Below are 25,589 nucleotides of genomic sequence, written 5' to 3'. Positions count from 1 at the left end.
TCCGGCCGCGCCCGGTGGCGCGCCGCACGTAGTGTATTGCCAGGCCAGGGTGGGTTCTGCCATATGTCAGACTGAGCCGATCGTTATGCCGACCACGGAGACCTGACTCGATGACACTTCGCGAGTTCTTCGCAGTCCTGCGTGCCCGCTGGAAGATCATCGTCGTCGTCACCGTCTTGGTGACCGCCGCGGCGGCTGCGGCCTCGTTCGCGCAGCCCAAGGTGTACCAGGCCTCGACCACGATCTACCTCGCCGCGACGTCGGGCAACCAGTCCGCGATCGCCCGGCAGGACCTGCTCACCTACACCCAGGTCGTGGGGTCACCCGAGGTCATGGGCCCGCTGCGCAAGGACGCCGGCGTCTCACCCGGCGCACCGATCGGCGTGTCCGCGTCGGTCGGCACCAGCTCCAACGTGCTCCGCATCACCGCCACCGCGCCGACCGGGGCGCAGGCGGCGGCGGTCGCCAACGCAACCGGCCCGGCCCTTGCCAAGGTCGCGCCCAAGTTCAGCTCCCTGCTCACCGGCGGGGACACCGTCCAGTCGCAGACCATCACGCCGGCAACCGCCCCCGGGGCGCCGATCTCGCCCAACACCAAGCGGGACGTCCTGCTCGGGCTGCTGCTCGGGTTGTTGCTGGGCTGCAGCGCCGCTTTGCTGCGGCACGCCTTCGACACCCGGATCCGGACCGTGGAGGGCCTGCAGGAGCTGTCCGACCGGCCGGTGCTCGGGGAGCTTCCCCTCGGCGCCCACGGCCTGGAGCCGGACACCCTGGTCGACGAACCGGTCGGTGCGGCGGTCGAGGCGACCCGCCGGCTGCGCACCAACGTGCGGTTCGCGAGCGTGACGACCGGCAAGCACGCCATGGTGGTCAGTTCGCCGGCGCCCGGCGACGGGAAGACCACCACCGCGATCGCTCTGGCGCTGGCGATGGCGCGGGACGGCGCGGACGTGTTGCTGGTGGACTGCGACCTGCGTCGTCCGAACATTGCCACGGTGATGGGGCTGGAGGGTTCGGTTGGCCTGACCACGGTGCTGCTCGGCAACGCGACCCCGGAGGAGGTCACCCAGCAGTGGCACGACACCTCACTCGATGTGCTGCCGGCCGGTGAGCTGCCGCCCAACCCGACCGAGTTGCTCGGCTCGGAGCCGATGCAGCAGACCTACGATCAGCTCGTCAAACGCTACGACTTCGTGATCCTCGACAGCCCGCCGCTGCTGCCGGTGATCGACGCCGTGCTGCTGGAACAACTCGCCGGCAACCTGCTGCTGGTGGTCGCGGCCGAGCGCAGCACCCGCCGTGACGTGCACGCCGCGACGCGGGTGCTGGAGACTGCCGGCTCACGACCGTCCGGTTTCGCCCTCAACTTCGTCGCGGGATCCGGCACCGGCGGCCGCTACGGCTACTCCTATGCGTATGGCGACAACCCCCGCCCGGCAAGCAAGCGGCTGACCCGACGAGGACGTGCGGCACGCCGGCGCGGCAGCGCCCAGCCCTCACGCCGTGCGCGTCGCGGTCGCTGACCGATCGAGCAGGTAGCCCTCGCGCACCAGCTGGCGCACGAACTCCTCACTGGCGGAGGCGATCTCGGCCAGCGGTAGCCCGCTCGCGGCGGCGACCCGCGACGTGAGCTCGTCCCCAACGGTTTCCAGGGCGCACCGCAGGATCACCGCGGCCTGCGGGGGCAGCACCATGATCGGACCGGTGTCGAGGTTGGTCAGCCACGCCTGCGGCGAGTCACCGGTCGCGTCAAAGGCGTAACCGGTCGAGGCAGCGAGCACAAAACGCGTCATCGGGGCCGCAGCTCCTCGCGGACCGCCCTGGCGAATCGCCCGACGAAGTCGCGCGCGAGGTCACCCCGGCTGGGTGCCCGACCGAGCCGCACCTGCAGGTTCTGCGGGTTGACCAGCAGTGCGCGCACCGCGGTGCGCGCACCGGTCCGCAGGTCGGGCGCGGCGCGGACACGGGCGGCCCATTCCGCACGGCGGCTGCCGCCATACGCGGCGACCCGCCAGATCGCGTGCTGTCCGTCGCGTGGGTAGCGCTCGAAGTCGCCGGTCACCAGCGCGAACGCCACACTGGCATCGAGCTGGGCAACCCGCGCGAGCAGCGCACTGCGCAACTGTGCCGACGCGTCGGCCCAGGCCTGGGTCAGGTCGGGGTGGTCTGGGGCGCACCGGTCGCGAACTGCGTTGATGCTGAGGATGATTCGCTGGTCGAGCAGGCCCGGGGTCGCACACCGCCGGCCGCCGATCGATTGTCGCTGCCGGGCGGTCCAGAGCAGGTCGAAGACCTCGCTCGCATCGTCGCCGAACCCCGGCCAATGGCGGTGCACGTCGAGGTAACCCCACACGTCGTGCCGCAGGGTCGCGGCGTGCTCGAAGGAGGACCCGTGCGCGAAGTCGGTCTCCTGTCGCCAGCCCGCCTGCTGCAGCGCGTCCATGTAATGCCGCACCCGGTCGGGGTCGACGAGCACGTCGGCGTCGGTCGAGATCCGGGGCCGGCCCTCATGCCAGAGCCGGCGGTCGGTCGCCGGTCCCTTCAGATGCAGCACCCGCACCTCGGCCAGGTCGGCAACGCGCTGAGCCGCTGCATGGCCCAGCTCCACCACGACGCACATGGGCACGATGTGCTGCGTCATGGCAGCATCGTATGTCGCTGCCCGTTCGGGCGGGCTGGTCCGATCGAGGAGCCTTTCGGTGATGACGACGACTCCCGCGCGGGTGCTGGTGGTGTGCACCGGCAACATCTGCCGGTCGCCGGCCGCGGCGGCGCTGCTGCGCGCGCAGCTCTCGTCATACGGCATTGACGTGGGTAGCGCCGGCACCGCGGCGGTCGTCGGCGCACCGATGACGCCGCAGATGCGGCGCCTCGTCGAGGAGGCCGGCGCGGATGCCGAGCACGCGGCGGTGCAACTGCGCCGGCCGGCGGTCGCGGCCGCGGACCTGGTGCTGACCGGGACCGCGGAGCATCGCGGCTACGCCGTACGCCTCGCGCCCGGGGCGGTGCGCCGGTCGTTCACATTGCGGGAGTTCGCCCGGCTCATCGCGGACGCCGAGGTGGACCAGCGGCTCACTCCCGCCGAGCGGGTCGCGGCACTTGCGGCCCACGCGCAGAGCCACCGCCGGGCGTCCGGCGGCGACGACATTGCCGACCCGTTCGGTGGCACCCAGGGCGGGTATGACCAGACCTTCGCCGCGATCCGCGGCGCGGTCGGTGTGATCGCCGACCGGGTCGTGGGTGGCCGCGTGCCGCGGGTCAGCCCTCGGCGTGCACCAGCCACCGATTGATTCGGGCAACCACGGGGCGCGTGGCGCGGGGCACGTGCGCGAGCATCGTGGCGGAGTCGCCCGGAGTCAGACCGGCACGCAGCGGCCGGAGCGCTCCGAGCCCGACGATCACGCCGAGCACGCAGGCGATGGCCGCGGTTGGGATCGGTGGCGTGTCAAGCAGATTCGCGATCCACCACAAGGCGGGCACCGCGACGATCGCGACCAGCAGCGACCTGGCGGCGGCGAGGACCTGGCCGGGTTGCAACAGCAGGCTCGCCCCTTCCAGCCGGGTCATCAGCACCAGGTGGGTCAGCTTGCTCGCCGCCAGCGCGAGCACCGCCCCCCACGCGTCCCACACCGGGATCAACGCGAGCGCCAGCACGACATCGACCACCAGTGCGGCCACGCTCAACGCCGCGAGGCGCACGCCGGACTGCCGCGCGTAGAGGAAGGCCGAGACCGGTCCGCTCAGCATGGTGATCGCGTTGAGCACCGCCGCGACCACCATGATCGGGGCGGCCTGCTCGAAGCCGGATCCGTAGATCAGCGGCATGAGCAGCGCCACCGGCACCGCGAACAACAAGCAGGACAGCGTGCCGAACACCGCCGCGACCCGCACCGCGCGCAGAAACGCCGGCGGCAGCTTGTCGGGAGCCACCGCGTGCAGGCCCGCGAGCGCCGGGGCCAGCGGGCCGGTGAGCGCGCCGGCCGGAGCGTAAAGCTGACCCGCGATGCCGATCGCCAGGGCGAACACCCCGACGGCCGTAGGTGTCGAAAGCCATTGCAGCAGTAGCACTTCACTGCGCGACATGACCAACCCACCGACCAACCCGGCGAGACCGGTCGGGAGGGCGAAGCGCCAGAAGCCGGCCGGGAAACCGGTCGGGACCCGCGGTCGGATCACCGCTTTGCGATAGCGCGGGTCGACCAGGAAGATCGCCGCGATCGGGATGAGTGCGCCGACCGACAACCGGGCGATCCAGGTGGGGTCCGGGCTGCGGGTCGCAAGCGCCGTGATCACCACGGCGGTCTGGCCGGTGAGGTTGACTCCCAGCACCAGCTTGGCCTCGGCCGCACCCTTGTTCTCCAGGGTGAGGCAGTCGTTGAGCCCGCCCAGCGAGGTCGGCACCCACACCAGCAGCAACACCGCGAGCACCATTGCCGTCGCGTCCACCGACAGCGTCACCAGCACGAAGACGGTCAGCAGCGGCGCGACCACGAGCAGCCGGAAACCCTGCGTCCTCGACAGCAGCTCCTGCACCCGCGCGGTGTCGCCCGCGGCATGCGCTCGTGCGCCGAACTGGATCAACGCGGCCGACACCCCGATGTCGACCAGCGCGAAGGTGACCTCCAGCGCGGCGGTCAGGTAGGCGAGCCGGCCATAACCGTGCACGCCCAGGACGTGGGCCAGCAGGATGTTGACCAGGACGACCACCGGGAGCGACACCAGCGTCCCGATGATCGTCCACGAGACACCCGCGATCGCCCGCGCCTGGAGCGCAGACCCATCCAGCTGGGGCTGTTCGCTGGGGCCGGTCATCGAGTGTCCAAGCGGGTCGAGGTGGCTGAACGGAGCGGCCCGGATGCCACACTGACGCGGGTGACGACCAAGCTCGGCGCATACATCCTGCCAGGGGACCCGACCTGGCTCCGGTCGAGCCTCACTCGCTATTACGACCGTCTGGACGCCCTGGTGGTCCCGGTGCCGACCGACGGACTCGGCTGGACCGGCCGGCCGATCCCGGTGCAGGAGTGCCTGCGGATCGTCCGCGAGGTCGATCACCGCGGCCTGCTGCGCATCGTGCCAGGGCGCTGGGCCACCCCGGATGCCCCGTTGCGGGCGGACACCGCGCAGCGTCGGGCCGCGATGGACGCACTGACGGATGTCGACTGGGTGGTGCAGCTCGACAACGACGAAGTGCTGCCCGATCCTGCGGCATTGCTGGACTGCGTGCCGCTCGCCGAGGAGTTGGGCGTCGATGCCGTCGAATGGCCGATGGCGGTGCTCTACCGCCGGATGCCGGGCGGGAAGGTGCTCGCCGTGGCCAACCGTGACGGCGGGGTACACCACGACTACCCGGGGCCGGTCCTGATCAGGGCCGGCGCCACACCGGTCGAGGCGCGCCGGGTCGACGGACCGTTCCTGCGCCTCGTCGTCAGCGGCGATCGGCAGTCCCTGCAGATCGCCCGGCCGCCGGTGGACGGTGAGCATCGGCGCACGACGCTGCGCGCCGACCAGGCCATCTGGCACAACTCCTGGGCGCGCTCGCCCGCAGTCGTATGGCGCAAGGTGCGCAGCTCCGGGCACGCGAGCCGGGCATTGCGCCGCTACACCGCCGTGCGCTGGTTGCCGGCACCGCTGCTGTGGCGGGTGACTCGCGACCTGCATCCCTTCGCCGAGGGCCTGTGGCCCCGGTTGCGGCCGGTCGTCGTGCCGGCGCAGCTGCTGACTCCCGAGGATCGCTGAGCCGTCATACGGTCCCCGAAAACCTGCCTGTCGCCGTTCTGGAAGGCACCCATTCGCCCATCCGTCCTGGTCGCTCGTCATACTCGGTAGTCGGATGTGCCGGCGGACTGCCGGCGCCATTTGTCGGCAATGCGGCGCAGCGGGAGGTGTAGGTGGCCCACCACGTCGTGGTGTTGTCGTTCCACGGCCGCGTCGACACGGTCCGCTGCGTCGACTCGCTCATGGCCGACGGCAGCCGCGCCGACCGGTTGCGCGTGCTGGTGATCGACAACGGCTCGTATGACGGGGCACTCGCCGAGGTGCGCGCGGCGCATCCGGCGGTGGATGTTCTGCAGCTACCGGTCAACCTGGGCTTCGCCGGGGGCATGAACGTCGGCATCCGGCGGGCGCTCGCCGCCGGCGCGGACACCGTCACCGTGCTGAACAACGACACCGTCGCCCCGGCCGGCACCATGTCGCGACTGGCGCGCACGGCGTCCGACGGGTCCGTCGTGTCGCCCGAGGTGCGTTATCTGGACGCGCCGGACACCGTGTGGTTCGGCGGCGGCACCGTCGATGCGGCGACGGGGCTCGCGCGCCACCTTCGCCCCGCCGAGTTGTCCGCGCCGGACCCCGACGGCGTGCGCGCGACGACGATCCTGGCCGGCTGCTGCATCACCGCACCGGCGTCCACCTGGCGCCGGGTCGGTCTGTTCGACGAGCGCTACTTCCTCAACTTCGAGGACTCCGACTGGAGCCTGCGGGCCGGCGCACTGGGGGTGCCGCTCGTCGTCGACACCCGCGCCCGGCTGTTGCACGCGGTGTCCGCGTCGTTCACCGGACCGAGCAGATACCTCGGCTCCTACTACTACACGCGCAACGGCCTGTTGTTCGGGCGGGAGCGATGCGGTGCCGGGCCGGGCACGGCATACCGGTTCGTCCGGCGGCACGTGCTGCCCGGCGTGCGTGCGGCGGCCCGCGAGCAGGGGGTCCGCGAGGGGGCGCGGGCGGCCACCGTCGTCGCCTGGTCGCTCGCCGACCGGGCGAGGGGCCGATTCGGTGCGGCGCCGGCACCGCTCCGGTCGATGGCCAGGCGGTGGGCGGCATGACCCGGGTCGCGCTGCTCTTCCACTCCAGCGAACTCAGCGGTGCGGAGCTCGGGACCGTGCGCATGCTGCGGTCGCTGCCGGACGACGTCGAGGTCGAATGCGTTGTCTTGCAGGACGGGCCGATCGCCGACCGGTTGCGGGCCGACGGGCGGCCGGTGCACGTCATACCGGCCGATCCGCGAGTGACCGCTCACGAGCGCAGTCGCGTCGGCCCGCTGCGTGCCGTGGTGGGCGCGGCCCGGTCGGTCCCGACGGTGCGGCGGGTGGCTCGTCTGCTGGCCCGGCTCGACGTCGACGCGGCCTGCAGCACCTCGCTCAAGACGGCGTTGCTGGCGGTGCCGATCGCGCGGCTGGCCGGCGTGCCGCTGGTCTGGCACCTGCACGACCGCATCGCACCCGACTATCTGCCGGCGCATGCGGTGCGGTTGATCCGAGCGCTCGCCCGGCACGCGCCGGCCTCGGTGATCGTCAACTCCGCGTCCGCTGCCAAGACCCTGCCCGGTGTCGACGCCGTTGTCGCCCACCCCGGCCTGACCGCGGAGCAGATCGCCACACGCCCCCGTCCGCAACCGACCGGGCACCCGGTGATCGGGATGGTCGGCCGGCTGAGCGAGACCAAGGGCCAGCTGCAGATGGTGCGGGCGATGCCCTCGGTGCTGGCCGCGCACCGGACGCCCGGTTGCGCATCGTCGGCGCGGCGAAGTTCGGTCAGGAGGCCTACGCGTCGACCCTGCGCGCGGAGATCGCCCGTCTCGGCTTGACCGACCGAGTGATCCTCACCGGTGAACTGGAAGACCCGACAACGCAATTCGCGGACTTCTCGGTGGCCGTGCATGCCTCGCCGGTGCCCGAACCCTTCGGGCAGGTGGTCACCGAGGCGATGGCACAAGGCGTGCCCGTCGTTGCGTCGGCGGCCGGTGGGGTGCTGGAGATCGCAATGCCCCGCGACGCCGAACCCGGTGCGCCGCTCGCGCTGCTGACCCCTCCCGGCAATGTGGCGGCGCTGGCGGACGCCGTCGTCGCGGTGCTGGACGACCGCCGCGGCGCCGACCGCAGGGCGCGGCTGGCGTACACCTACGTGCGCACCGCGTTCCGGGTCGAGGACACCGCCTCCACCGTGGCCGAGGTATGGCGCAGCGCCGCTCGCCGCACGCGCCCGCCGGTAGCCGTCGGTCACGACTACGTCACCCAGCGCGGTGGCGCGGAGCGGGTGGTGCTCGCGATCGCGAAGGCCCTGCCCGGGGCGGGCGTGCACACCATGCTCTACGAGCCTTCCGGTTCGTTCCCCGGGTTCGGGTCGCTGCCGATCAGGGCGGGTCTGCTCAACCGGGTGCGCACGTTCCGTGAGCACCACCGCAGGTCCTCACCCTTCCTGCCCTTCATCGCGCCGCTGACCCGGGTCGACGCCGACGTCGCGGTGCTGTCGACCAGCGGCTGGGCGCACGCCTTTCGCACCTCCGGCCGCAGCATCGTCTACTGCCACTCGCCGGCGCGGTGGCTCTACCAGACCGACGCCTATTTCGGTGCCGCGTCCGGCAGGTCGCCAATGAGCTTGTCCTTGCTGGCGTTTCGGCCGCTGCTGCGGCGCTGGGACCGGCGCGCCGCTCTGCGGGCGGATCGTTACCTCGTCAATTCCTCGGCGGTGCGGGAGGAAGTGCGGTCGATCTACGGGCTGGACGCCGAGGTGCTCTTCCCGCCATACGGCATCGACGCGGGTGGGTCGCGCGAGCGTCCCGCCGAGGTCGAGTCCGACGACTTCTTCCTGGTGGTGTCACGGTTGATGCCCTACAAGCACGTCGATCGGGTCGTCGAGGCGTTCCGCGGCACTGCGCACACGCTCGTGGTCGTCGGCAACGGACCCGAACGGGCCGCGATCGAGGCGCTGCTGCCGCCGAATGTCAGGCTGCTGTCCGACATCGACGACGCCCAGTTGCGGTGGCTCTACTCCTCGGCCCGGGCGCTGGTGGCGGCCAGTCTGGAGGACTTCGGACTCACCCCGGTGGAGGCGGCGGTCTTCGGCACACCGACCGTTGCGCTGCGCGCTCGCGGTTACCTGGACACGGTGGTCGAGGGGGAGACCGGGCTGTTCTTCGACGAGCCGACCCCGGCCGCGATCGCGGCCGCCGTGGAGCGGGCCCGGACCGTCGACTGGGACGCGCAGCGCATCCGCCGGCACGCCGAACGGTTCTCGCCGGAGCGTTTCGAGCGCCGGCTGCACGCTCTTGTCGCCGAGCTCGGCCCGTCCTCGCGCGGCTGAGCGGCCATGTCGTGGAAGATGTGGGTATGACGAAACGCAGGCCGGTCAACTGCTGGCTGACCGACATGGACGGCGTGCTGGTGCACGAGGAGCACGCCATCCCGGGAGCGGCGGAGTTCTTGCAGCAGCTGCAAGAGCGCGAGCTGCGCTTTCTGGTGCTGACCAACAACTCGATCTACACCCCGCGCGACCTGCGGGCCCGGTTGCTGGCCAGCGGCATCGACGTGCCCGAGCAGGCGATCTGGACCTCGGCCATGGCCACCGCGCAGTTCCTCGACGAACAGCGGCCCAACGGCTCGGCCTACGTGCTGGGCGAGGCCGGTCTGACGACCGCGCTGCACGACGTCGGCTACATCATGACCTCGCGGGACCCGGACTACGTTGTGCTGGGGGAGACCCGCACCTACTCGTTCGAGGCGATCACCCGGGCGATCCGGCTGATCGAGGGCGGTGCCCGGTTCATCGCGACCAACCCGGACGCCACCGGGCCGTCGGCCGAAGGATCGCTGCCCGCCACCGGGGCGATCGCCGCGCTGATCACCAAGGCGACCGGTGTCGAGCCCTACTACGTCGGCAAGCCCAACCCGTTGATGATGCGCAGCGCGCTCAACCGGATCGACGCCCATTCCGAGACGACGGTGATGATCGGCGACCGCATCGACACCGACATCGTCAGCGGGCTCGAGGCCGGTCTGCGGACGATCCTGGTGCTGAGCGGATCGACCCGGCCCGCGCAGGTCGAGCGACACCCATTCGTGCCGACCCGGGTCGTCGACTCCATCGCGGACGTCGTGCCACTCGTGGGGGAGCTGGCGCCGAAATCCGGTCAGCCGGAGGCCGATCCGGCCTGATCGGACCGGCCGCTGTTGCGGCGGACGAAGTCGATGAGGTCCGCGCTCTGTTGCACGCGGCTCGGCTGGTGCACATAGGTCATGTGGCCTGCCTCGTAGAACTTGTGCTCCAGGCGGGGCAGCAACTCCGGGGCCAAGCGTGCGACGTCGTCCTGCGCGCAGTAATAGGGCGTCGCGCCGTCGTAGTAGCCGTAGGCGAAATGCACTGCCAGTGAAGGGTTCTGGCGCATCGCGCGGGAGAGTCTGTCAATCACGTAGACCGGGGAGTTCTCGAACTCCTTGAAGCTCCACTCCTCGTTCACGCCCTTGCCGAAGACCCGGAACACCTCGCCGTCGGTCACCCCGAGGTCGGCGTGCAGATAGTGCTGGAACGCTGCGGCATATGGGCCGGAGATCGCGTCCATCGACGGGTCGGCATCCATCGACTCGGCGATCCGGCTGGCCGCGAGGCCGGTGAAGCGTGAGTCGAGGCGACCGACGGTGGTGCCGTTGTCGCGCAGGAGCTCACCGAAGTAGCGCCAGTGCTCGATGCGCAGGTCGGCCCGGTCGACGTAGTCCTCAGTCAGGCCGGTCAGTCGGGCGATCGTCGAAACCGCTTCTGCGCGTTCGGTTTCGGTGAGCCGGTTGCCGCGGGCGAGCACCCACGGGTAGTCGCGGTCGGCATAGGCCTCGGCCTCGGCGATCACCTCGGCGAGGGGTCGGTCGCCGTGCTTGCCGTGGTAATGCGCGGTGGCGGCGTAGAACGGCAGGTAGAGCACGTGTGCGCGGTCGTTGCCGTGCTCGAAGTTGGCGGTGCCGAAGTTGAGGACGCTGCTGATCAGCATGAGCCCGTTGAGGTACATCGCGTGCTCGGTCTGCAGGTGCTGCGCCAGCCCCGCCGCGCGGGTGGTGCCGTAGGACTCGCCGGCAATGAACTTCGGCGACAGCCAACGTCCTTGCGCGGTCACCCACTGACGGATCACCTCGCCGACCGACTCGATGTCGGCGGTGAAGCCGTGGAAGTCCTTCGGCTTGCCGCCCTCCACGACCCGCGACTGCCCGGTCGAGACGGGGTCGATGAAGACCAGATCGCTTGCGGACAGCAGGGTTTCGGCGTTATCGGTCAGGTCGTAGGGCGGCGGCAGCAGGTCACCGGCATCGCCCATCACCACCCGTCGCGGCCCGAGCAGACCCAGGTGCAGCCACAAGCTGGAACTACCCGGTCCGCCGTTGAAGGCGAAGGTCACCGGCCGGTCGTGCGGCTCGGCGTTGTCGAGGGTGTATGCCGTGATCGCGACGCGCGCGGTCGGCTTGCGGCCTTGCCACACGCCGTCGTCGATCTTGTCGTCCCGCAGCACCACCGTGCCGGAGGAGCTGGTGTAGTGCAGCGCACCCGACGGGGTCGTCAGGGTGTGGCTGCGGGTGACCAGCTGGTCGGTGGGGTCCGGATGCGGCGAGTCAGTCGGTTCGGGCACGAAGCGAGGCTAGCGCGGGATCAGGTGCAGGGCTTGCCGTCCGCGGTGACTGTGGGCGCTTGCACCGCAATGTCAGGACCGCTGCGCGACGATCAGGTTGATGCCGTTCTTGCTGATCTCTCGCCGCGCCCGTTCGTCGAGTTCGGCGTCGGTGACCAGGGTGTCGACCTTGTCCAGCGTGGCGATCGTGGACAGGCCGATGATCCCCCACTTGCTGTGATCGGCGACCACGACGATCCGCTTGGCCGACTTGATCAACGCCCGGTTGGTCTGTGCTTCCTGCAGATTCGGCGTCGTGAGCCCCGCCTCGAGGTCGATGCCGTGCACGCCGAGGATGAGCGTGTCCACGTGCACGTCGGCGAGCATCTGGTTGGCGACCGGGCCCGCGAGCGCGTCGGACGGCGTGCGGACGCCGCCGGTCAACACCACGAGCCGGTCGTGATCCTCCGGGTCGTAGAGCAACTCCGCCACCCTCGGGGAGTTGGTGACCACGGTCAGCCGCTTGATCGGACGAAGCTCCTGCGCCACGGCATACGCGGTGGTGCCGGCCGACACCGCGACCGACGAGCCGGGGGAGATCAGGCTGGCGGTGGTCCGGGCGATCTCCGACTTCTGCACCGGGTTCATCTCCGACTTGGCGGTGAAGCCGGGTTCGTCGGCGCTGCGATCGGCCTGCGTCGCGCCGCCGTGCACCTTGCGCACCAGCCCCTTGTGGGCGAGCGCCTCGATGTCCCGGCGGATCGTCATGTCACTGACGCCGAGTTCGGCGACCAGCTCGGACACGCGCACGCCGCCATGGTCCTGCACGGCCTGTGCGATCAGCTCCTGGCGCTGACGGGCGAGCATCGCGACTCCTTCGTTCGGCTTGCGACACTTCCCCATATCTAAACACGTTCAAACAACAAGGCATGGGCGCTGCGGCCACCCGCGGCGTCGTCGCCATACCCCGGTGGTGAGAGAATCACCGCCGAACTCCAGCCGCGAAGAGAGCGCCACCATTTCCATGAGCTCCACGAGCAACGACACCGCCACGCCGCGCATCCTGTCCGGCATGCAGCCGACCCACGACTCGCTGCACCTGGGCAACTACCTCGGTGCCCAGGTCAACTGGGTGCGCATGCAGCGCGACTTCGACGCATTCTTCTGCGTGGTCGACCAGCACGCGCTCACTGTCGGCCCCGAGCCGGAGGAGTTGCGCCGCCGCACCCGCGTCACCGCCGCCCAGTACCTCGCCGGCGGCATCGACCCGGACGTCTCGACCGTGTTCGTGCAATCCCACGTGCCCGAGCACTCGCAACTGGCCTGGGTGCTCAACTGCATCACCGGGTATGGCGAGGCGGCCCGCATGACGCAGTTCAAGGACAAGTCGGGGCAGCGTGGCGCGGAGGGCACCAACGTCGGGCTGTTCACCTACCCGATGCTGATGGCCGCCGACATCCTGCTCTACGACACCACCGCGGTGCCGGTCGGTGAGGACCAGCGCCAGCACCTTGAGCTCACCCGCGACCTGGCGGGCCGGTTCAACGCCCGCTACGGCGACACCTTCGTCATACCCGAGGCACACATCCCCGGTGAGACGGCCAAGATCATGTCGCTGCAGGAGCCGACCGCCAAGATGAGCAAGTCGGCGGCCAATCAGAACGGCAACCTGATGATGCTCGACGAACCGAAGGCGAACACCAAGAAGATCAAGTCGGCGGTCACCGACACCGACAACGCCGTCCGGTTCGACGCGGAGAACAAGCCGGGCATCGCCAACCTGTTGCGCATCCACTCGGCACTGTCGGGGGAGTCGATCGACACCCTCGTCGAGCGGTACGCGGGGGAGAACAAGTATGGCGCGCTCAAGACCGACGTGGCCGAGCAGGTGGCGGCCGTGCAGGCGCCGTTCAAGGCACGGGTCGAGGAGCTGCTCGCCGATCCGGCCGAGCTCGACCGGATCCTCGCCCGAGGTGCCGAGCGGGCCCGCTCGGTCGCCGCCGAAGTGCTCGAACGCGCTTACAACGCAGTCGGTTTCCTGCCGTCGGTGGTCAATAAATGACGACCATCGGGGTGTCCATCCCGATCCCCTCGCCATACGGCGAGCAGTTGCAGCAGGCCCGTCGCGACGTCGGTGACCCGCTCGCCGACGCCGTCCCGGCGCACGTGACCCTGATGCCACCGACGGTCGTCGAGGACGACGAGTTGGCGCACCTGCGCAGCCACCTGGTGAAGGTGGCCGGGGACGCGCGACCGTTCCGGATGACCCTGCGCGGCACCGGCACGTTCCGGCCGCTGTCACCGGTCGTTTTCGTTGCGGTGGCCGAGGGGATCGCAAGCTGCGAGCGGCTCGAGCAGGCGGTGCGGTCCGGGCCCGTCGAGCGCGAGCTGCAGTTCCCCTACCACCCGCACGTCACGATCGCCCACGGCCTCGACGACACGGCGCTGGACCGGGCGTTCGACGAGTTGGCGTCATACGACTGCAGATTCGAGGTCGGCGGCTTCGACCTCTACGAGCACGGCGATGATCAGGTATGGCGACCGGTGGAGTCCTTCGTCTTCGGTGACCGTTGACTGAGCGCGCGCTGAGTGTGACCCGCGCCACTTAGGTGGACCTTCTTTCGATGTCAAGGTACTTTCCGGCGTAATCTGAAGATCGTGGCAACCTCAACCGTCTCCAAGCCGCCGCGCACCGGCAAAGCCGGAAGCACCGTCTTCCTCAAGACCCTCATGGCGGTCACCGGCTTCATCTTCGTGCTCTTCGTGGCCGCGCACATGTACGGCAACATCTTCAAGTTGTTCGCTGGCCATGAGGCCTTCAACGAGTACTCCGAGCACCTGCGCACCATCGGCGAGCCGATGCTGCCCCGGCGCGGACTGCTCACGATCCTCGAGGTCGTGCTCGGCATCAGCGTCGTGCTGCACGTCTACTCCGCGGCGCAGCTGTGGAAGCGCGCCAAGGCCGCCCGACCGCAGCGGTACGTCGTGAAGAAGTCCATCGCACAGTCCTTTTCGAGCAAATGGATGCGCTGGGGTGGCCTCTTCCTGCTGCTCTTCGTGATCTGGCACCTGTTGCAGTTCACCATTCCCAAGATCAACGTCGGCGACGGCGGCAATGCCGTGTCGATCAAGAACGACCCCTACCTGTTGGTCGTGAACAGCTTCCAGGTGTGGTGGCTGACGCTGATCTACGTGCTGGCGATGATCGCGCTCGGCATGCACCTGCACCATGGCATCTGGAGCGCCTCGCAGACGCTCGGCTTCACGCCGACCGCGCGCGCTCGCAAGATCGCCAAGACCACGGCCACCGTGGTGGCACTGGTCGTGGCCGTCGGCTTCGTCATACCGCCGCTGGCCATCCTCTTCGGCGGAATCAAGTAAGGACGCCCAACATGGCTGAACTCATCGATGACCTCTACCGTCTCGGCGACCCGATCCAGGACACCAAGGCCCCCGAAGGTCCCATCGAGGACAAGTGGACCGCGGCGAAGTTCGACAACAAGCTGGTCAACCCGTCCAACCGCCGCAAGCTGTCGGTGATCATCGTCGGCACCGGGCTGGCGGGCGCGTCCGCCGCCGCCACGCTCGGCGAGGCCGGCTACCACGTGAAGTCCTTCTGCTACCAGGACAGCCCGCGCCGTGCGCACTCGATCGCCGCGCAGGGCGGCATCAACGCCGCCAAGAACTACAACGACGACGGCGACTCGGTCTACCGGCTCTTCTACGACACGGTGAAGGGCGGTGACTACCGCTCGCGTGAGGACAACGTCTACCGGCTGGCGGAGGTCGCCAACAACATCATCGACCAGTGCGTCGCCCAGGGCGTGCCGTTCGCCCGCGACTACGGCGGCCTGCTCGACAACCGGTCGTTCGGCGGTGTGCAGGTGGCCCGCACCTTCTACGCGCGCGGCCAGACCGGTCAGCAGTTGCTGATCGGCGCCTACCAGGCGATGGAGCGGCAGGTCGGCGCCGGCACGGTCGAGCAGTTCACCCGACACGAGATGCTCGAGGTCATCGTCGTCGACGGGAAGGCCCGCGGCATCATCGCCCGCGACATGGTCACCGGCGAGATCGAGACCCACCTGGCCGACGCGGTCGTGCTCGCCTCCGGCGGCTACGGCAACGTCTTCTTCCTGTCGACCAACGCGATGGGCTGCAACGTCACCGCCACCTGGCGCGCGCACCGCAAGGGCGCCTACTTCGGCAACCCCTGCTACACCCAGATCCACCCGACCTGCATCCCGGTCAGCGGCGACCACCAGAGCAAGCTGACCCTGATGAGTGAGTCGTTGCGCAACGACGGCCGCATCTGGGTGCCGAAGAACCGCGAGGACGCCGACAAGGACCCCCGCGACATTCCCGAGGAAGACCGCGACTACTACCTGGAGCGGATCTACCCGGCGTTCGGCAACCTGGTGCCGCGCGACATCGCCTCCCGGCAGGCGAAGTACATGTGCGACGACGGCCGCGGTGTCGGCCCGCTCGTCGGCGACTTCCGTCGCGGCGTCTACCTCGACTTCGCCTCGGCGCTGTCGCGGATGAGCCGCGAGGCCATCGACGAGAAGTACGGCAACCTCTTCGACATGTACCAGCGGATCACCGGGGAGGACCCGCGCGAGGTGCCGATGCGCATCTACCCCGCGGTGCACTACACGATGGGCGGGCTCTGGGTCGACTACGACCTGGAGACCACCATCCCGGGTCTGTACGCCGTGGGCGAGGCCAACTTCTCCGACCACGGCGCCAACCGACTCGGTGCCTCGTCGCTGATGCAGTGCCTGTCGGACGGCTACTTCGTGCTGCCCAACACCATCCGCAACTACCTGGCGCAAGGCCCGTTCGAGCCGGTCGCGCCGGACGCCCCGGAGGTGCGCGAGGCCGAGGAGTCGGTCAAGTCGCGGATCGACACGCTGCTGTCGATCAACGGCGAGCGCTCGGTCGACTCCTTCCACCGCGAACTCGGCCACATCATGTGGGAGTACTGCGGCATGGAGCGCACCGAGGAGGGCCTGCGCAAGGCGATCGACCTGATCCGTTCCTTGCGCGAGGAGTTCTGGCGCAACGTGCGGGTGCTCGGCACCGCCGACACGCTCAACCAGTCGCTGGAGAAGGCCGGCCGGGTCGCCGACTTCCTCGAGCTCGGTGAGCTGATGTGCATCGACGCGCTGCACCGACGGGAGTCGTGCGGCGGTCACTTCCGCGCGGAGAGCCAGACCGAGGACGGCGAGGCACTGCGCGACGACGAACACTTCCTCTATGTCGCCGCCTGGGAGTTCGCGGGTGAGCCGAGCGGCGCCCCCGGTGCCCCGGTGCTGCACAAGGAAGACCTGATCTACAAGGCCATCGAGCTGAAGCAACGGAGTTACAAGTGAATCTGACGCTCAAGATCTGGCGACAGGCCGGACCGGAGGCACCGGGTGAGATGGTCACCTACCCGGTCTCGGACATCTCCGAGGACATGTCCTTCCTGGAGATGCTCGACGTGCTCAACGAGCAGCTCAACGCCAAGGGCGAGGAGCCGGTGGCCTTCGACTCCGACTGCCGCGAAGGCATCTGCGGCATGTGCTCGCTGATGATCAACGGCGAGGCGCACGGGCCGGAGGTCACCACCACCTGCCAGTTGCACATGCGGTCCTTCACCGACGGCGACACGATCACCATCGAGCCGTGGCGCGCCGAGGCGTTCCCGCTGGTGCGCGACCTGATCGTGGACCGCTCGGCGTTCGACCGGGTCATCCAGGCCGGCGGCTACGTGTCGGTCAACACCGGCGCGGCGCCCGAGGCCAACAACCTGCAGGTGCGCAAGGAGAAGGCCGACCGCGCCTTCGACACCGCGACCTGCATCGGCTGCGGCGCCTGCGTCGCGGCCTGCCCGAACGCCTCCGGCATGCTCTTCCTCGGCGCCAAGATCACCCACCTCGGTGAGTTGCCGCAGGGACAGGCCGAGCGCGACGCGCGCGTGGTGAAGATGCTGAGTCAGCATGACGCCGAGGACTTCGGCGGCTGCCAGAACCTCGGCGAGTGCGCGGCTGCCTGCCCCAAGGAGATCCCGCTCGACGTGATCAACCAGCTCAACCGGGACTTCATGAAGGCCAAGCGCTGACGCGCTGACGTCATACGGCCGGCTGGTCGGGCGCCCCGGCTCCGTCAAAAGTCGACCCTCGGCATAGCAACGCGCCGCGAGACCTCGGTTTCGCGGCGCGTCCGTATGCCGAGGGTCGACTTTTGCCGAGGGTCGCTCGCGCGCGGCCGTGATCTCGGGGCGGGTATGCCGGGTCAGCCGGCCAGGCCGCGGCGCTCGGGGAAGTGCGCCCGCCACGCGTCGGTACGGCGGGGCAGCACGACTCCGCGCTCGCGAAGGGCGGCACCGACCCGGTCGAGTGTCGCGCCGGGAGTGCGCCAGATGTCCGGTGAGGTGATGACCACGAACCGCCAACCGAGCTGCTCGAACTCCTCGCGTCGCAAGATGTCGCCGTGCCATTGGCCGGTGCGCTCGATGTGATGCCGTCCGTCGTACTCGATGGCGAGCAACTGCTCGAGGTAGGCCAGGTCGAGCCGGCGGAGCAGCCTGCCGTCGGAGGCGTAGATGCGATGATCGACGACCGGTTCGGGCAGTCCGCCGAGCACGAGCAACAGCCGCAGCATTGTCTCCCGTGGCGAGTCGACGTTGCTGCGCACCAGGGTGGCCGCCCGGCGGGCCAGTCGGATGCCCCGGCCGCCTTCTTTCCCGGCCGTGGCAGCCACCAGGTCGGCAGCGGTGAGTCCGGTATGGCGAACCAGCGAGTCGCCGAGTGTGACGAGCGGGACCAGCTCGGTGAACGGCGCCAGATCGAGGTACGTGCCCAACGGTGTGGTCAGCCGAACCCCGTTGCGCTGCACCATCTTTGGCGGTTTGCGAAATCGGTGCACTCGGATCCCCGGGATCTCGCAGCGCACCTTGTGCGGCACCGCGAGGTGGACGTCCGAGGTCTCCGGCGGCGCGGCGCCCCAGAGCGACGCGGTCGTGTGATGGCTCACGCCATACGACATCGGGACGAGCTCGAGGGCAGCGTGGACCCTGGTGAGCAGGCCGACGTCCTGACCGGTCGCGACGAAACAGCCGCGGAAGACCCGCCGGTAGTCGTCGCCGGTGAGTTGCGCCCGGGTGATGCCGGCGGACTTCGCGCCGGCCGGCCGGAACGGTCGGCGATCGTCGAACGGGGTCGTCATCCGCCCCAGCATCGGCGGTTTCCGGACGGGGCGTCGGACGTTGTCCACAGGGGTGCCGAGCCGGCGCCGTGTCCAGCCGCGGCGTTTCTCGACCCTCGGCATACCGACACGCCGCCGATCGAAGGTTTCTCGGCGTGTTCGTATGCCGAGGGTCGACTTTTGCCGGGGTCGAGCGCGGGGGACGGCCAGGTGGACGGGCGCGACCCGGTCAGGCGACGCGGCGGGCGTATGCCGGGTTGATCGCGTCGGCGTAGAAGTCGAGCAGTTGGTCGACGACCGATGCCCAGCTGCGCTGCTCGACCTTGCGGCGGCCGCTGGCGCCCATTCGCACGCGCATCGACTCGTCGGACGCGAGTCCGCCGACCGCCTGGCGCAGCGCGCCGTCGTGCTCGGGGTCGAAGAGCAGACCGGTGACGCCCGGCTTGACGATGTCGAGCGGTCCGCCGGCCGCCGGAGCGACCACCGGCAGGCCGGCCGCCATCGCCTCCTGGAGGGTCTGCCCGAAGGTCTCGTGGCAGCCGGTGTGCACGAACACGTCGAGCGCAGAGTAGGCCTGAGCCAGCGGGATGCCCTCGCGGAAGCCGAGGAAGTGCGCCTTCGGCAGCAGCCGCTCCAGTCGGTCTCGGGACGGGCCGTCACCGACGATGACCACCGAGGTGTTCGGCAGATCCGCGACCTCGGCGAGGCGGTGGATCTCCTTCTCCGGCGCGAGCCGGCCGACATACCCCAGGACGGTCTCGCCGTGCGGGGCGACGCAGCGCCGCAGGTCGGTGACTTCCTCGTCGAAGCGACGATCCGGGTGGTAGTTCACCGTGTCGACACCGCGTCCCCAGAGTGCGGTGCGGGGTATGCCGTGGTCGTTCAGCTCCTGCAGCGTGGTCGAACTCGGCGCCAGAGTGATGTCGGCCAGCGAGTGCAGATGACGCAGCCACCGCCAGGTCGCGCGCTCGACGCCGCCGGAGATGGGCCCGCCGTGTTGGGCGAGGTAGGTGGGCATGTCGGTCTGATAGACCGCGACCGACGGGAGCCCGAGGTTGCGTGCGGCGGCGAGACCGCGGGCACCGTGCCCGAACGGCGAGGCCGCATGCACCACCTGCGGGGCGTAGTCGGCGAGGATCCGCTCCAGCTCGAAGGTGGGCACGCCGACGCGGAACCCGCGGACGGTGACACCACGAACCGTGCGGACTTCGAATCCGCGGTATGCCGTCGGCGCGGGGCCGGGGCAGACGACCATCGCTTCGTGCCCGGTGTCGGCCAGATGGTCGAGCACACGGCACACGCTGGTGGTCACGCCATTGAGGGTCGGCAGGAACGACTCGGTCACGATCGCTACTCGCACGACCCTCAGCGTCGGCGCGGCGGGTGGAATCGGGGTTAACCGCAGTCGCCCGGTCCAGTGAGCGTCATGTGAACGTCATGGTTTAACGTCTGCCCCATGTCTGAGATCTCGGCGGGGCCGATCGACGGATTCTGGGCCGTCATTCCGGCGGGCGGATCCGGCACCCGGCTGTGGCCGCTGTCCCGGTCGGGCTCACCGAAATTCCTGCATGACCTGACCGGGTCCGGCTGGTCGCTGCTGCAGGGCACCGTCGACCGACTGGCCCCGCTCTCCGAGCAACGGCTGCTCATCGTCACCGGTCTGCGGCACGCGGAGGAGGTGCGCGAGCAACTGCCCGACCTCGGCATCGACTCGCTGTTGGTCGAGCCGTCGCCGCGCGAGTCCATGCCGGCCATCGGTCTGGCCGCCGCGATCCTGGCGCAACGGGATCCGGACGCGGTCATCGGCTCGTTCGCCGCCGACCACGTCATCCGCGACGACGAGTCGTTCCGCCGGAGCGTGCGGGAGGCAGTTGCCGTCGCCGAGACCGGGATGCTCGTCACGATCGGCATCGAACCCACAAGTCCGGCAACGGGTTTCGGCTACATCAAGCTGGGGTCGCAGCTCGGTGTGGCGGGAGCCCCGCGAGCACACGGTGTCGAGTCGTTCGTCGAGAAGCCGGACGCGCCGACCGCGCAGTCCTATCTGGACAGCGGCGATTACCGTTGGAACGCAGGCATGTTCGTCTTCAAGGCGACCGTCCTGCTGGAGATGCTCGACCAGTATCAGCCGGGTCTGGCGGCCGACCTGCGCGCGATCGCCGACAACCCGCTCCGACTCACCGAGCTGTGGCCGCGGCTCACCGAGATCGCCATCGACAAGGCCCTTGCCGAGCCCGCTGCCGCAGACGGGCGAGTTGCCGTCATACCGGGTGAGTTCGACTGGGACGACGTCGGTGACTTCGACTCGCTGGCCTCGTTGCTCGCCGAATCCGCCGACGGTGTCAAGGTGCTCGGCAAGTCCGAGTATGTCGTCGCTCAGGAGACGACCGGTGTGATCGCACCACGGTCTGGCCGGGTGGTGGTCACCCTCGGTGTCGAGGACATCATCGTGGTCGACACCTCCGACGCCGTCCTGGTCACCACCCGTGCCCGGGCGCAGGACGTCAAGCGGGTCGTGCAGCGGCTCAAGGCCGACGGCCGGGCCGATCTGACCTGACAGGGCGTCCGTAAACTCACCGGCATGGACCTGCGGACCCGCGCGCTCGACGCAAGCTACCGGGCGGCGATCCGGCCGACGCTCTTTCGCATCGGCGGGGGTGATGCAGAGGCCGCGCATCACGCGACGCTGGCCCGCATGGAGCAGCTCGGCGAGCGTCCGGCGGCGCTGCGCACGATCGGGCGCGCGCTGCGGGTGCCGACGACTCCCGTGGAGGTTGCCGGGATCACCTTCCCCGGCCGGGTCGGCCTGGCGGCCGGGGTCGACAAGAACGGCGTCGGTGTGAAGGCCTGGGAACACTTGGGATTCGGGCACGTCGAGCTGGGCACGGTCACCGCGCAGGCGCAGCCCGGCAACCCGCAGCCACGGCTGTTCCGGCTGCGCGGCAGCGACGCGATCATCAACCGGATGGGCTTCAACAACGACGGCGCGCAGGCCCTCGCCGAGCGGTTGAAGCAAGCCGGCCCGATCGACATCCCGGTCGGGGTGAGCATCGGCAAGACCAAGGTGACGCCGGTCGAGGAGGCGACCGCCGACTACCTGGCCAGCCTCGCCGCGCTCGACGACTACGCCGACTACTTCGCGGTCAACGTCTCCAGTCCGAACACGCCCGGGCTGCGTTCCCTGCAGGACAAGGAGCCGCTCGCCGAACTCCTCGCCGAGCTCGTCGTCGCCACCACCGAGCGCAGCGGCACCCCGATCTTCGTCAAGATCGCGCCCGACCTGACCGACGAGGCGATCGACGACGTGCTGGAGGTGGCGCAGCGCGCCGACGCGAGCGGGATCATCGCGACCAACACCACGCTCGGTCGCGATGGCATCGCGGACTCCGACCTGCCGCTGGCCGACGAGGCCGGTGGGTTGTCGGGCGCACCGCTCACCCGGCGGGCGAGGTATGTCGTGGGTCGCGTCGCGCAGAGCTCGCCGCTGCCTGTCATCGGCGTCGGGGGAGTGATGACTGCCGACGACGGGAAGGCGCTGATCGACGCCGGCGCCTCGCTCGTGCAGGTCTACAGCGGGTTCATCTACCGAGGTCCCGCGTTGATCACCGAGCTCAACCGCTCACTCGGCTAGGCTGAGACGAATGTTGCAGCGCGCCAAGCAGATTCGGGATGGGTTCATTCCGGCGGTCTTCGGGCTGATCGTGCTCATCGCGCTGCTCTCGGTGCTGGCCGGCTGTTTCGGCGCCAGCAGCTCCGGCAGCGATGCGGCAAGCAGCCACGGGACCCTGTCGGCGACCGCGAGCGATGCGGGCCGCCGCGACGGGCTGCCGACGGTCGCGGCGAGCGACCTGCCGCCCGAGGCGAGGGCGACCATGGCGCTGATCGCCAAGGGCGGCCCCTATCCATACCGCCAGGACGATGGTGTCTTCGGCAACCGCGAACGCATCCTGCCTCGCGAACCATCCGGCTACTACCGTGAATACACCGTGGTGACACCGGGATCCAAGGATCGTGGCGCGCGTCGCATCATCGCCGGCAAGGACGGCACTCTCTACTACACCAGCGACCACTACGACAGCTTCCGGAGGATCGTCCAGTGACCGGTGTGCAGAGTCTGATCGAGCACGCGAGCTCCGGCATACATCGCACGAGCGACGCCGACGATGCGGAGCAGCTCGCCCGCGAAAACAACTGGCGGGTCGTCGATCTCGACACCCGCAACGCGCACGACAAGGCTTCTTTCCTGGCCGTATGCCGCAGCGCTTTTGACCTGCCGGACTGGTTCGGCAACAACTGGGACGCGCTCGAGGATTCCCTCACCGACGTCGACACCCGACCCGGCGTCCTCGTGCTCTGGCGTGGCGCCGGGTCGCTCGACGAGAGCACCCGCGAGGTCGCCACCGACATCCTGGCCGAACGCGGCCGACGCGCAGAGCGAGGACTGGCGCCGTTCCTGGTGTTGCTGGTCCATTGACCGACATGCCCGGCGTGGGCGCAGGCCCGCGGCATACCATCAAGTCTTTGTGAGCGACCTTGCAGCCGATCCGGCGACCTCGACGGTGACGACCCGCGCCCTGCTGGCCGAGGTCGACGCGCTGGTGCCGCAGTTGGTGTTGTGGCGGCGCGACCTGCACGCTCACCCCGAGACGGCACGAACCGAAACCCGCACCACGGCATTCCTGCGCGACACGCTGCGCTCCCGCGAGATCGCCGTCACCGACCTGCCGCGCACCGGGCTGATCGCCGACCTCGGCGCCACCGAACCACGCCACCGGGTGGCGCTGCGCGCCGACCTGGACGCGCTGCCGGTGCCCGAACGCAGCGAACTCTCCTACGCCTCCACCGTGCCCGACGTCTGCCACGCCTGCGGACATGACGTGCACACCACGGTGGTGCTCGGCGCGGCGCTCGCCCTCAAGGCCATCGAGCCGGCATTGATCGAGCGCGGGATCGCCGTCCGGTTTCTCTTCCAGCCCGCGGAGGAAGTGATGCCCGGCGGCGCGCACGAGCTGGTCGAAGCCGGTGCCATGCACGGGGTCGACCGGGTGCTGGCGGTGCACTGCGACCCGAGCATCGACGTTGGCACGGTCGGCCTCGCCGACGGTCCGATCACCGCGGCCTGCGACGCGATCGACGTGACGCTGACCGGGCCGGGCGGGCACACCTCGCGTCCGCACCTGACGGCGGACCTGACGTTCGCGCTGGCCAAGGTGCTGACCGATCTGCCGGCCGCGCTCAGCCGCCGGCTCGACCCACGCGGCGGGGTGGCGCTGGTGTGGGGGCAGATCGACGCGGGCAACGCCGCGAACGTGATCCCGTCCACCGGGCACGCTCTCGGCACCCTGCGGATCCTGGACGCCGAGGAGTGGCGGCGGCTCGATGGTCTGGTGGAGCGCCTGGTGCAGGAGATCGCTGCGCCATACCAGGTGCGCGCGCAGGTGCGGCACATCCGCGGCGTGCCGCCGGTCGTCAACGACCGGGCCGCCGTCGACCTGCTGCGCCGGGCCGCTTCGGCCGCGATCGGCGACGGGGCGGTCGTCCCGACCCGTCAGTCGCTGGGCGGCGAGGACTTCTCCTGGTTGCTCGAGACCTGCCCCGGCGCGATGGCGCGCCTTGGCACCCGCACGCCCGGCGGGCACACCTACGAGCTGCACCAGGGCGACCTGGTGATCGACGAGGCGGCGATCGGTGCCGGGGCTCGGATGCTTGCCGTCGCGGCCCTACTGTCCGGTTAATAACGGTTCGGTCGCGGCGCGGCGACATCCGGGAGACAACTGCGGTGTGACGCCGCTAACCTTGCGCCTTGGCCCACCTCCGCGACCTGCGGCAGCGGTCCGTCACTCGGGCCCGGCAGCCCACCGGCAGCCGCGGCCACATTGAACTAGACGAAGGAGACACCGTGCGTCCGGTGATCAAGATTGCGGCCGTGGGGGCCGTGGCGGCAATGGCACTCGCGGGTTGCGGGAGCAAACCGGCGGAGAACAACGCCGGCGGCGGGTCCGGCACCGGTGGCGCCCAGGGCAGTGCTTCGGGCAAGAAGATCAGCGCCTGCATGGTGTTGGACACCGGTGGCGTCGACGACAAGTCGTTCAACGAGAACTCCTGGGCCGGCATGCAGGCCGCCAGCAAGGCAAACCCGAACATCACGGTCAAGTACGTGCCGTCCAACTCCGGCAGCGACTACACCCCGAACCTGACCAAGTACGCGCAGGGCGGTTGCGACACCGTCATCGGCGTCGGCGGGCTCATGGGCGACGCGATGAAAAAGGCCGCGCAGCAGTTCCCCAAGGTGCACTTCGCCGAGATCGACAACTCGGGCCAGGGGATGCCCAACATGTACGGCATCGAGTACAACACCGCACAGGCCGGCTTCCTCGCCGGCTACCTCGCCGCCGGCATGTCGAAATCGGGAACCGTCGGCACCTGGGGCGGTCTGTCGATCCCGCCGGTGACGATCTACATGGACGGCTTCTGGGAGGGCGTCCAGTACTACAACAAGCAGAAGTCCAAGAGCGTCAAGGTGCTCGGCTGGAACGAGAAGAACCAGAAGGGCGGCACCTTCTCCGGTTCGTTCACCGACCAGAACAAGGGCAAGTCGATCACCCAGGCGATGGTCAGCCAGGGCGCCGACATCGTCTTCCCGGTGGCGGGCGCCTCGGGTCTCGGCGCCGGCGCGGCGGCTGCGGCTTCTGCAGGCAAGCTCAACCTGATCTGGGTCGACACCGACGGCTGCGAGAGCGCCGCCAACTACTGCAAGTACTTCATCTCCAGCGCGACCAAGAACCTGTCCGGCGGTGTGGAGACCTACCTCAAGGCGGCCGCCGACGGCACCTTCCCGACCGGCAACTACGTCGGCACGCTGAAGGATGACGGGGTCGGACTGGCGCCGTACCACAACTTCGACGGTAAGGTCCCGGCCGACCTGAAGAAGGAGATCGACCAGGTCAAGGCCGACATCATCTCGGGCAAGATCAAGGTCACTTCGCCGAGCCAGCCGAAGTGAGGTAACAGCCAGGGTGGGCGCAGCGGTCGC

At 69.6% G+C, this 25,589-nt stretch carries 25 protein-coding genes; 18 read left to right on the top strand and 7 right to left on the bottom strand.

Features of this window, described 5'->3' with window-relative positions; all coding sequences use genetic code 11:
* The first annotated feature begins 110 nt into the window (after nt 1-110).
* Nucleotides 111-1,523, top strand: a complete 1,413-nt coding sequence (locus tag N2M23_RS19680) for a tyrosine-protein kinase domain-containing protein (RefSeq protein WP_265447919.1) — start codon at nt 111-113, stop codon at nt 1,521-1,523.
* Here the strand turns inward: N2M23_RS19680 and N2M23_RS19675 are convergent.
* Nucleotides 1,497-1,793: a hypothetical protein gene (locus N2M23_RS19675; protein WP_265447918.1), complete on the bottom strand. Its 297-nt coding sequence runs from the start codon at nt 1,791-1,793 to the stop codon at nt 1,497-1,499. The genes N2M23_RS19680 and N2M23_RS19675 overlap by 27 nt on opposite strands.
* The gene (locus N2M23_RS19670) at nt 1,790-2,641 is read right to left on the bottom strand and encodes a nucleotidyltransferase family protein (RefSeq protein ID WP_265447916.1); all 852 of its coding nucleotides are present in this window, start codon (nt 2,639-2,641) and stop codon (nt 1,790-1,792) included. Before N2M23_RS19670 ends, N2M23_RS19675 begins: the two co-directional genes overlap by 4 nt.
* Nucleotides 2,642-2,702: 61 nt before the next feature.
* Here N2M23_RS19670 and N2M23_RS19665 point away from each other — a divergent pair, with 61 nt between their 5' ends.
* Complete coding sequence (locus tag N2M23_RS19665; RefSeq protein WP_265447915.1) at nt 2,703-3,290, top strand: arsenate reductase/protein-tyrosine-phosphatase family protein; 588 nt, start codon at nt 2,703-2,705, stop codon at nt 3,288-3,290.
* On the opposite strand, the gene N2M23_RS19660 is transcribed toward N2M23_RS19665, so the two are convergent.
* Complete coding sequence (locus tag N2M23_RS19660) at nt 3,259-4,812, bottom strand: lipopolysaccharide biosynthesis protein (protein ID WP_265447913.1); 1,554 nt, start codon at nt 4,810-4,812, stop codon at nt 3,259-3,261. The genes N2M23_RS19665 and N2M23_RS19660 overlap by 32 nt on opposite strands.
* A gap of 60 nt (nt 4,813-4,872) precedes the next feature.
* Between N2M23_RS19660 and N2M23_RS19655 the strand changes: the two genes are divergently transcribed.
* The 5 genes from N2M23_RS19655 to N2M23_RS19630 all read left to right on the top strand — a co-directional run bounded on the left by N2M23_RS19655 (nt 4,873) and on the right by N2M23_RS19630 (nt 9,935).
* Entirely contained in the window at nt 4,873-5,739 is an 867-nt protein-coding gene (locus N2M23_RS19655; protein ID WP_265447911.1) for a hypothetical protein, read from the top strand.
* A gap of 152 nt (nt 5,740-5,891) precedes the next feature.
* Nucleotides 5,892-6,827 (top strand): glycosyltransferase family 2 protein, encoded by a 936-nt coding sequence (locus tag N2M23_RS19650; RefSeq protein WP_265447910.1) that lies wholly within the window; start codon nt 5,892-5,894, stop codon nt 6,825-6,827.
* Nucleotides 6,824-7,588: a glycosyltransferase gene (locus tag N2M23_RS19645; RefSeq protein ID WP_265447909.1), complete on the top strand. Its 765-nt coding sequence runs from the start codon at nt 6,824-6,826 to the stop codon at nt 7,586-7,588. Before N2M23_RS19650 ends, N2M23_RS19645 begins: the two co-directional genes overlap by 4 nt.
* The gene (locus N2M23_RS19635; RefSeq protein ID WP_341870615.1) at nt 7,507-9,084 is read left to right on the top strand and encodes a glycosyltransferase; all 1,578 of its coding nucleotides are present in this window, start codon (nt 7,507-7,509) and stop codon (nt 9,082-9,084) included. The genes N2M23_RS19645 and N2M23_RS19635 overlap by 82 nt, the downstream gene beginning before the upstream one ends.
* Nucleotides 9,085-9,110: 26 nt before the next feature.
* Nucleotides 9,111-9,935, top strand: coding sequence for an HAD-IIA family hydrolase (locus N2M23_RS19630; RefSeq protein WP_265447907.1), 825 nt, complete (start codon nt 9,111-9,113; stop codon nt 9,933-9,935).
* Here the strand turns inward: N2M23_RS19630 and N2M23_RS19625 are convergent.
* Both N2M23_RS19625 and N2M23_RS19620 read right to left on the bottom strand, forming a co-directional pair.
* Nucleotides 9,911-11,389: a S10 family peptidase gene (locus N2M23_RS19625; RefSeq protein WP_265447905.1), complete on the bottom strand. Its 1,479-nt coding sequence runs from the start codon at nt 11,387-11,389 to the stop codon at nt 9,911-9,913. The two genes, N2M23_RS19630 and N2M23_RS19625, sit on opposite strands and share 25 nt — an antisense overlap.
* 72 nt (nt 11,390-11,461) lie before the next feature.
* Nucleotides 11,462-12,235: a DeoR/GlpR family DNA-binding transcription regulator gene (locus tag N2M23_RS19620; protein WP_265447904.1), complete on the bottom strand. Its 774-nt coding sequence runs from the start codon at nt 12,233-12,235 to the stop codon at nt 11,462-11,464.
* Between the two features lie 157 nt (nt 12,236-12,392).
* Between N2M23_RS19620 and trpS the strand changes: the two genes are divergently transcribed.
* From trpS to N2M23_RS19595, 5 genes are all read left to right on the top strand, one after another.
* Nucleotides 12,393-13,430 (top strand): tryptophan--tRNA ligase, encoded by a 1,038-nt coding sequence (gene trpS, locus N2M23_RS19615; protein WP_265447903.1) that lies wholly within the window; start codon nt 12,393-12,395, stop codon nt 13,428-13,430.
* Nucleotides 13,427-13,942 (top strand): 2'-5' RNA ligase family protein, encoded by a 516-nt coding sequence (locus N2M23_RS19610; RefSeq protein WP_265447902.1) that lies wholly within the window; start codon nt 13,427-13,429, stop codon nt 13,940-13,942. Before trpS ends, N2M23_RS19610 begins: the two co-directional genes overlap by 4 nt.
* A gap of 84 nt (nt 13,943-14,026) precedes the next feature.
* Entirely contained in the window at nt 14,027-14,749 is a 723-nt protein-coding gene (locus N2M23_RS19605; protein ID WP_265447900.1) for a succinate dehydrogenase cytochrome b subunit, read from the top strand.
* A gap of 11 nt (nt 14,750-14,760) precedes the next feature.
* Nucleotides 14,761-16,740: a fumarate reductase/succinate dehydrogenase flavoprotein subunit gene (locus tag N2M23_RS19600; protein WP_265447898.1), complete on the top strand. Its 1,980-nt coding sequence runs from the start codon at nt 14,761-14,763 to the stop codon at nt 16,738-16,740.
* Nucleotides 16,737-17,471: a succinate dehydrogenase/fumarate reductase iron-sulfur subunit gene (locus N2M23_RS19595; RefSeq protein ID WP_265447897.1), complete on the top strand. Its 735-nt coding sequence runs from the start codon at nt 16,737-16,739 to the stop codon at nt 17,469-17,471. Before N2M23_RS19600 ends, N2M23_RS19595 begins: the two co-directional genes overlap by 4 nt.
* 173 nt (nt 17,472-17,644) lie before the next feature.
* Here N2M23_RS19595 and N2M23_RS19590 read toward each other — a convergent pair whose 3' ends face one another.
* Nucleotides 17,645-18,577 carry a hypothetical protein gene (locus N2M23_RS19590; RefSeq protein WP_265447896.1) on the bottom strand — a complete coding sequence of 311 codons (933 nt, stop codon included), beginning with the start codon at nt 18,575-18,577 and terminating at the stop codon, nt 17,645-17,647.
* Nucleotides 18,578-18,785: 208 nt separating this feature from the next.
* Nucleotides 18,786-19,916: a glycosyltransferase family 4 protein gene (locus tag N2M23_RS19585; protein WP_265447894.1), complete on the bottom strand. Its 1,131-nt coding sequence runs from the start codon at nt 19,914-19,916 to the stop codon at nt 18,786-18,788.
* A 96-nt stretch (nt 19,917-20,012) separates the two neighbouring features.
* Here N2M23_RS19585 and N2M23_RS19580 point away from each other — a divergent pair, with 96 nt between their 5' ends.
* The 6 genes from N2M23_RS19580 (at nt 20,013) to N2M23_RS19555 (ending at nt 25,559) form a co-directional block, all read left to right on the top strand.
* On the top strand, nt 20,013-21,113 hold the full coding sequence (locus N2M23_RS19580; protein ID WP_265447893.1) for a mannose-1-phosphate guanylyltransferase: 1,101 nt from the start codon (nt 20,013-20,015) through the stop codon (nt 21,111-21,113).
* A gap of 24 nt (nt 21,114-21,137) precedes the next feature.
* A complete protein-coding gene (locus N2M23_RS19575; protein WP_265447892.1) occupies nt 21,138-22,187 on the top strand; it encodes a quinone-dependent dihydroorotate dehydrogenase in 1,050 nt (349 codons plus the stop codon).
* A 10-nt stretch (nt 22,188-22,197) separates the two neighbouring features.
* A complete protein-coding gene (locus tag N2M23_RS19570) occupies nt 22,198-22,656 on the top strand; it encodes a guanyl-specific ribonuclease (RefSeq protein ID WP_265447890.1) in 459 nt (152 codons plus the stop codon).
* Nucleotides 22,653-23,030, top strand: a complete 378-nt coding sequence (locus tag N2M23_RS19565; protein ID WP_265447889.1) for a barstar family protein — start codon at nt 22,653-22,655, stop codon at nt 23,028-23,030. The genes N2M23_RS19570 and N2M23_RS19565 overlap by 4 nt, the downstream gene beginning before the upstream one ends.
* A gap of 49 nt (nt 23,031-23,079) precedes the next feature.
* Entirely contained in the window at nt 23,080-24,291 is a 1,212-nt protein-coding gene (locus N2M23_RS19560) for an amidohydrolase (protein WP_265447888.1), read from the top strand.
* 164 nt (nt 24,292-24,455) lie between these two features.
* Nucleotides 24,456-25,559, top strand: coding sequence for a BMP family lipoprotein (locus tag N2M23_RS19555; RefSeq protein WP_265447887.1), 1,104 nt, complete (start codon nt 24,456-24,458; stop codon nt 25,557-25,559).
* The last annotated feature ends 30 nt before the right edge of the window (nt 25,560-25,589 follow it).

The sequence above is a fragment of the Flexivirga meconopsidis genome (assembly GCF_026162425.1).
Taxonomy (GTDB): Bacteria; Actinomycetota; Actinomycetes; order Actinomycetales; family Dermatophilaceae; genus Flexivirga; species Flexivirga meconopsidis.
This window is presented reverse-complemented; position numbering and strand designations above follow the sequence as displayed.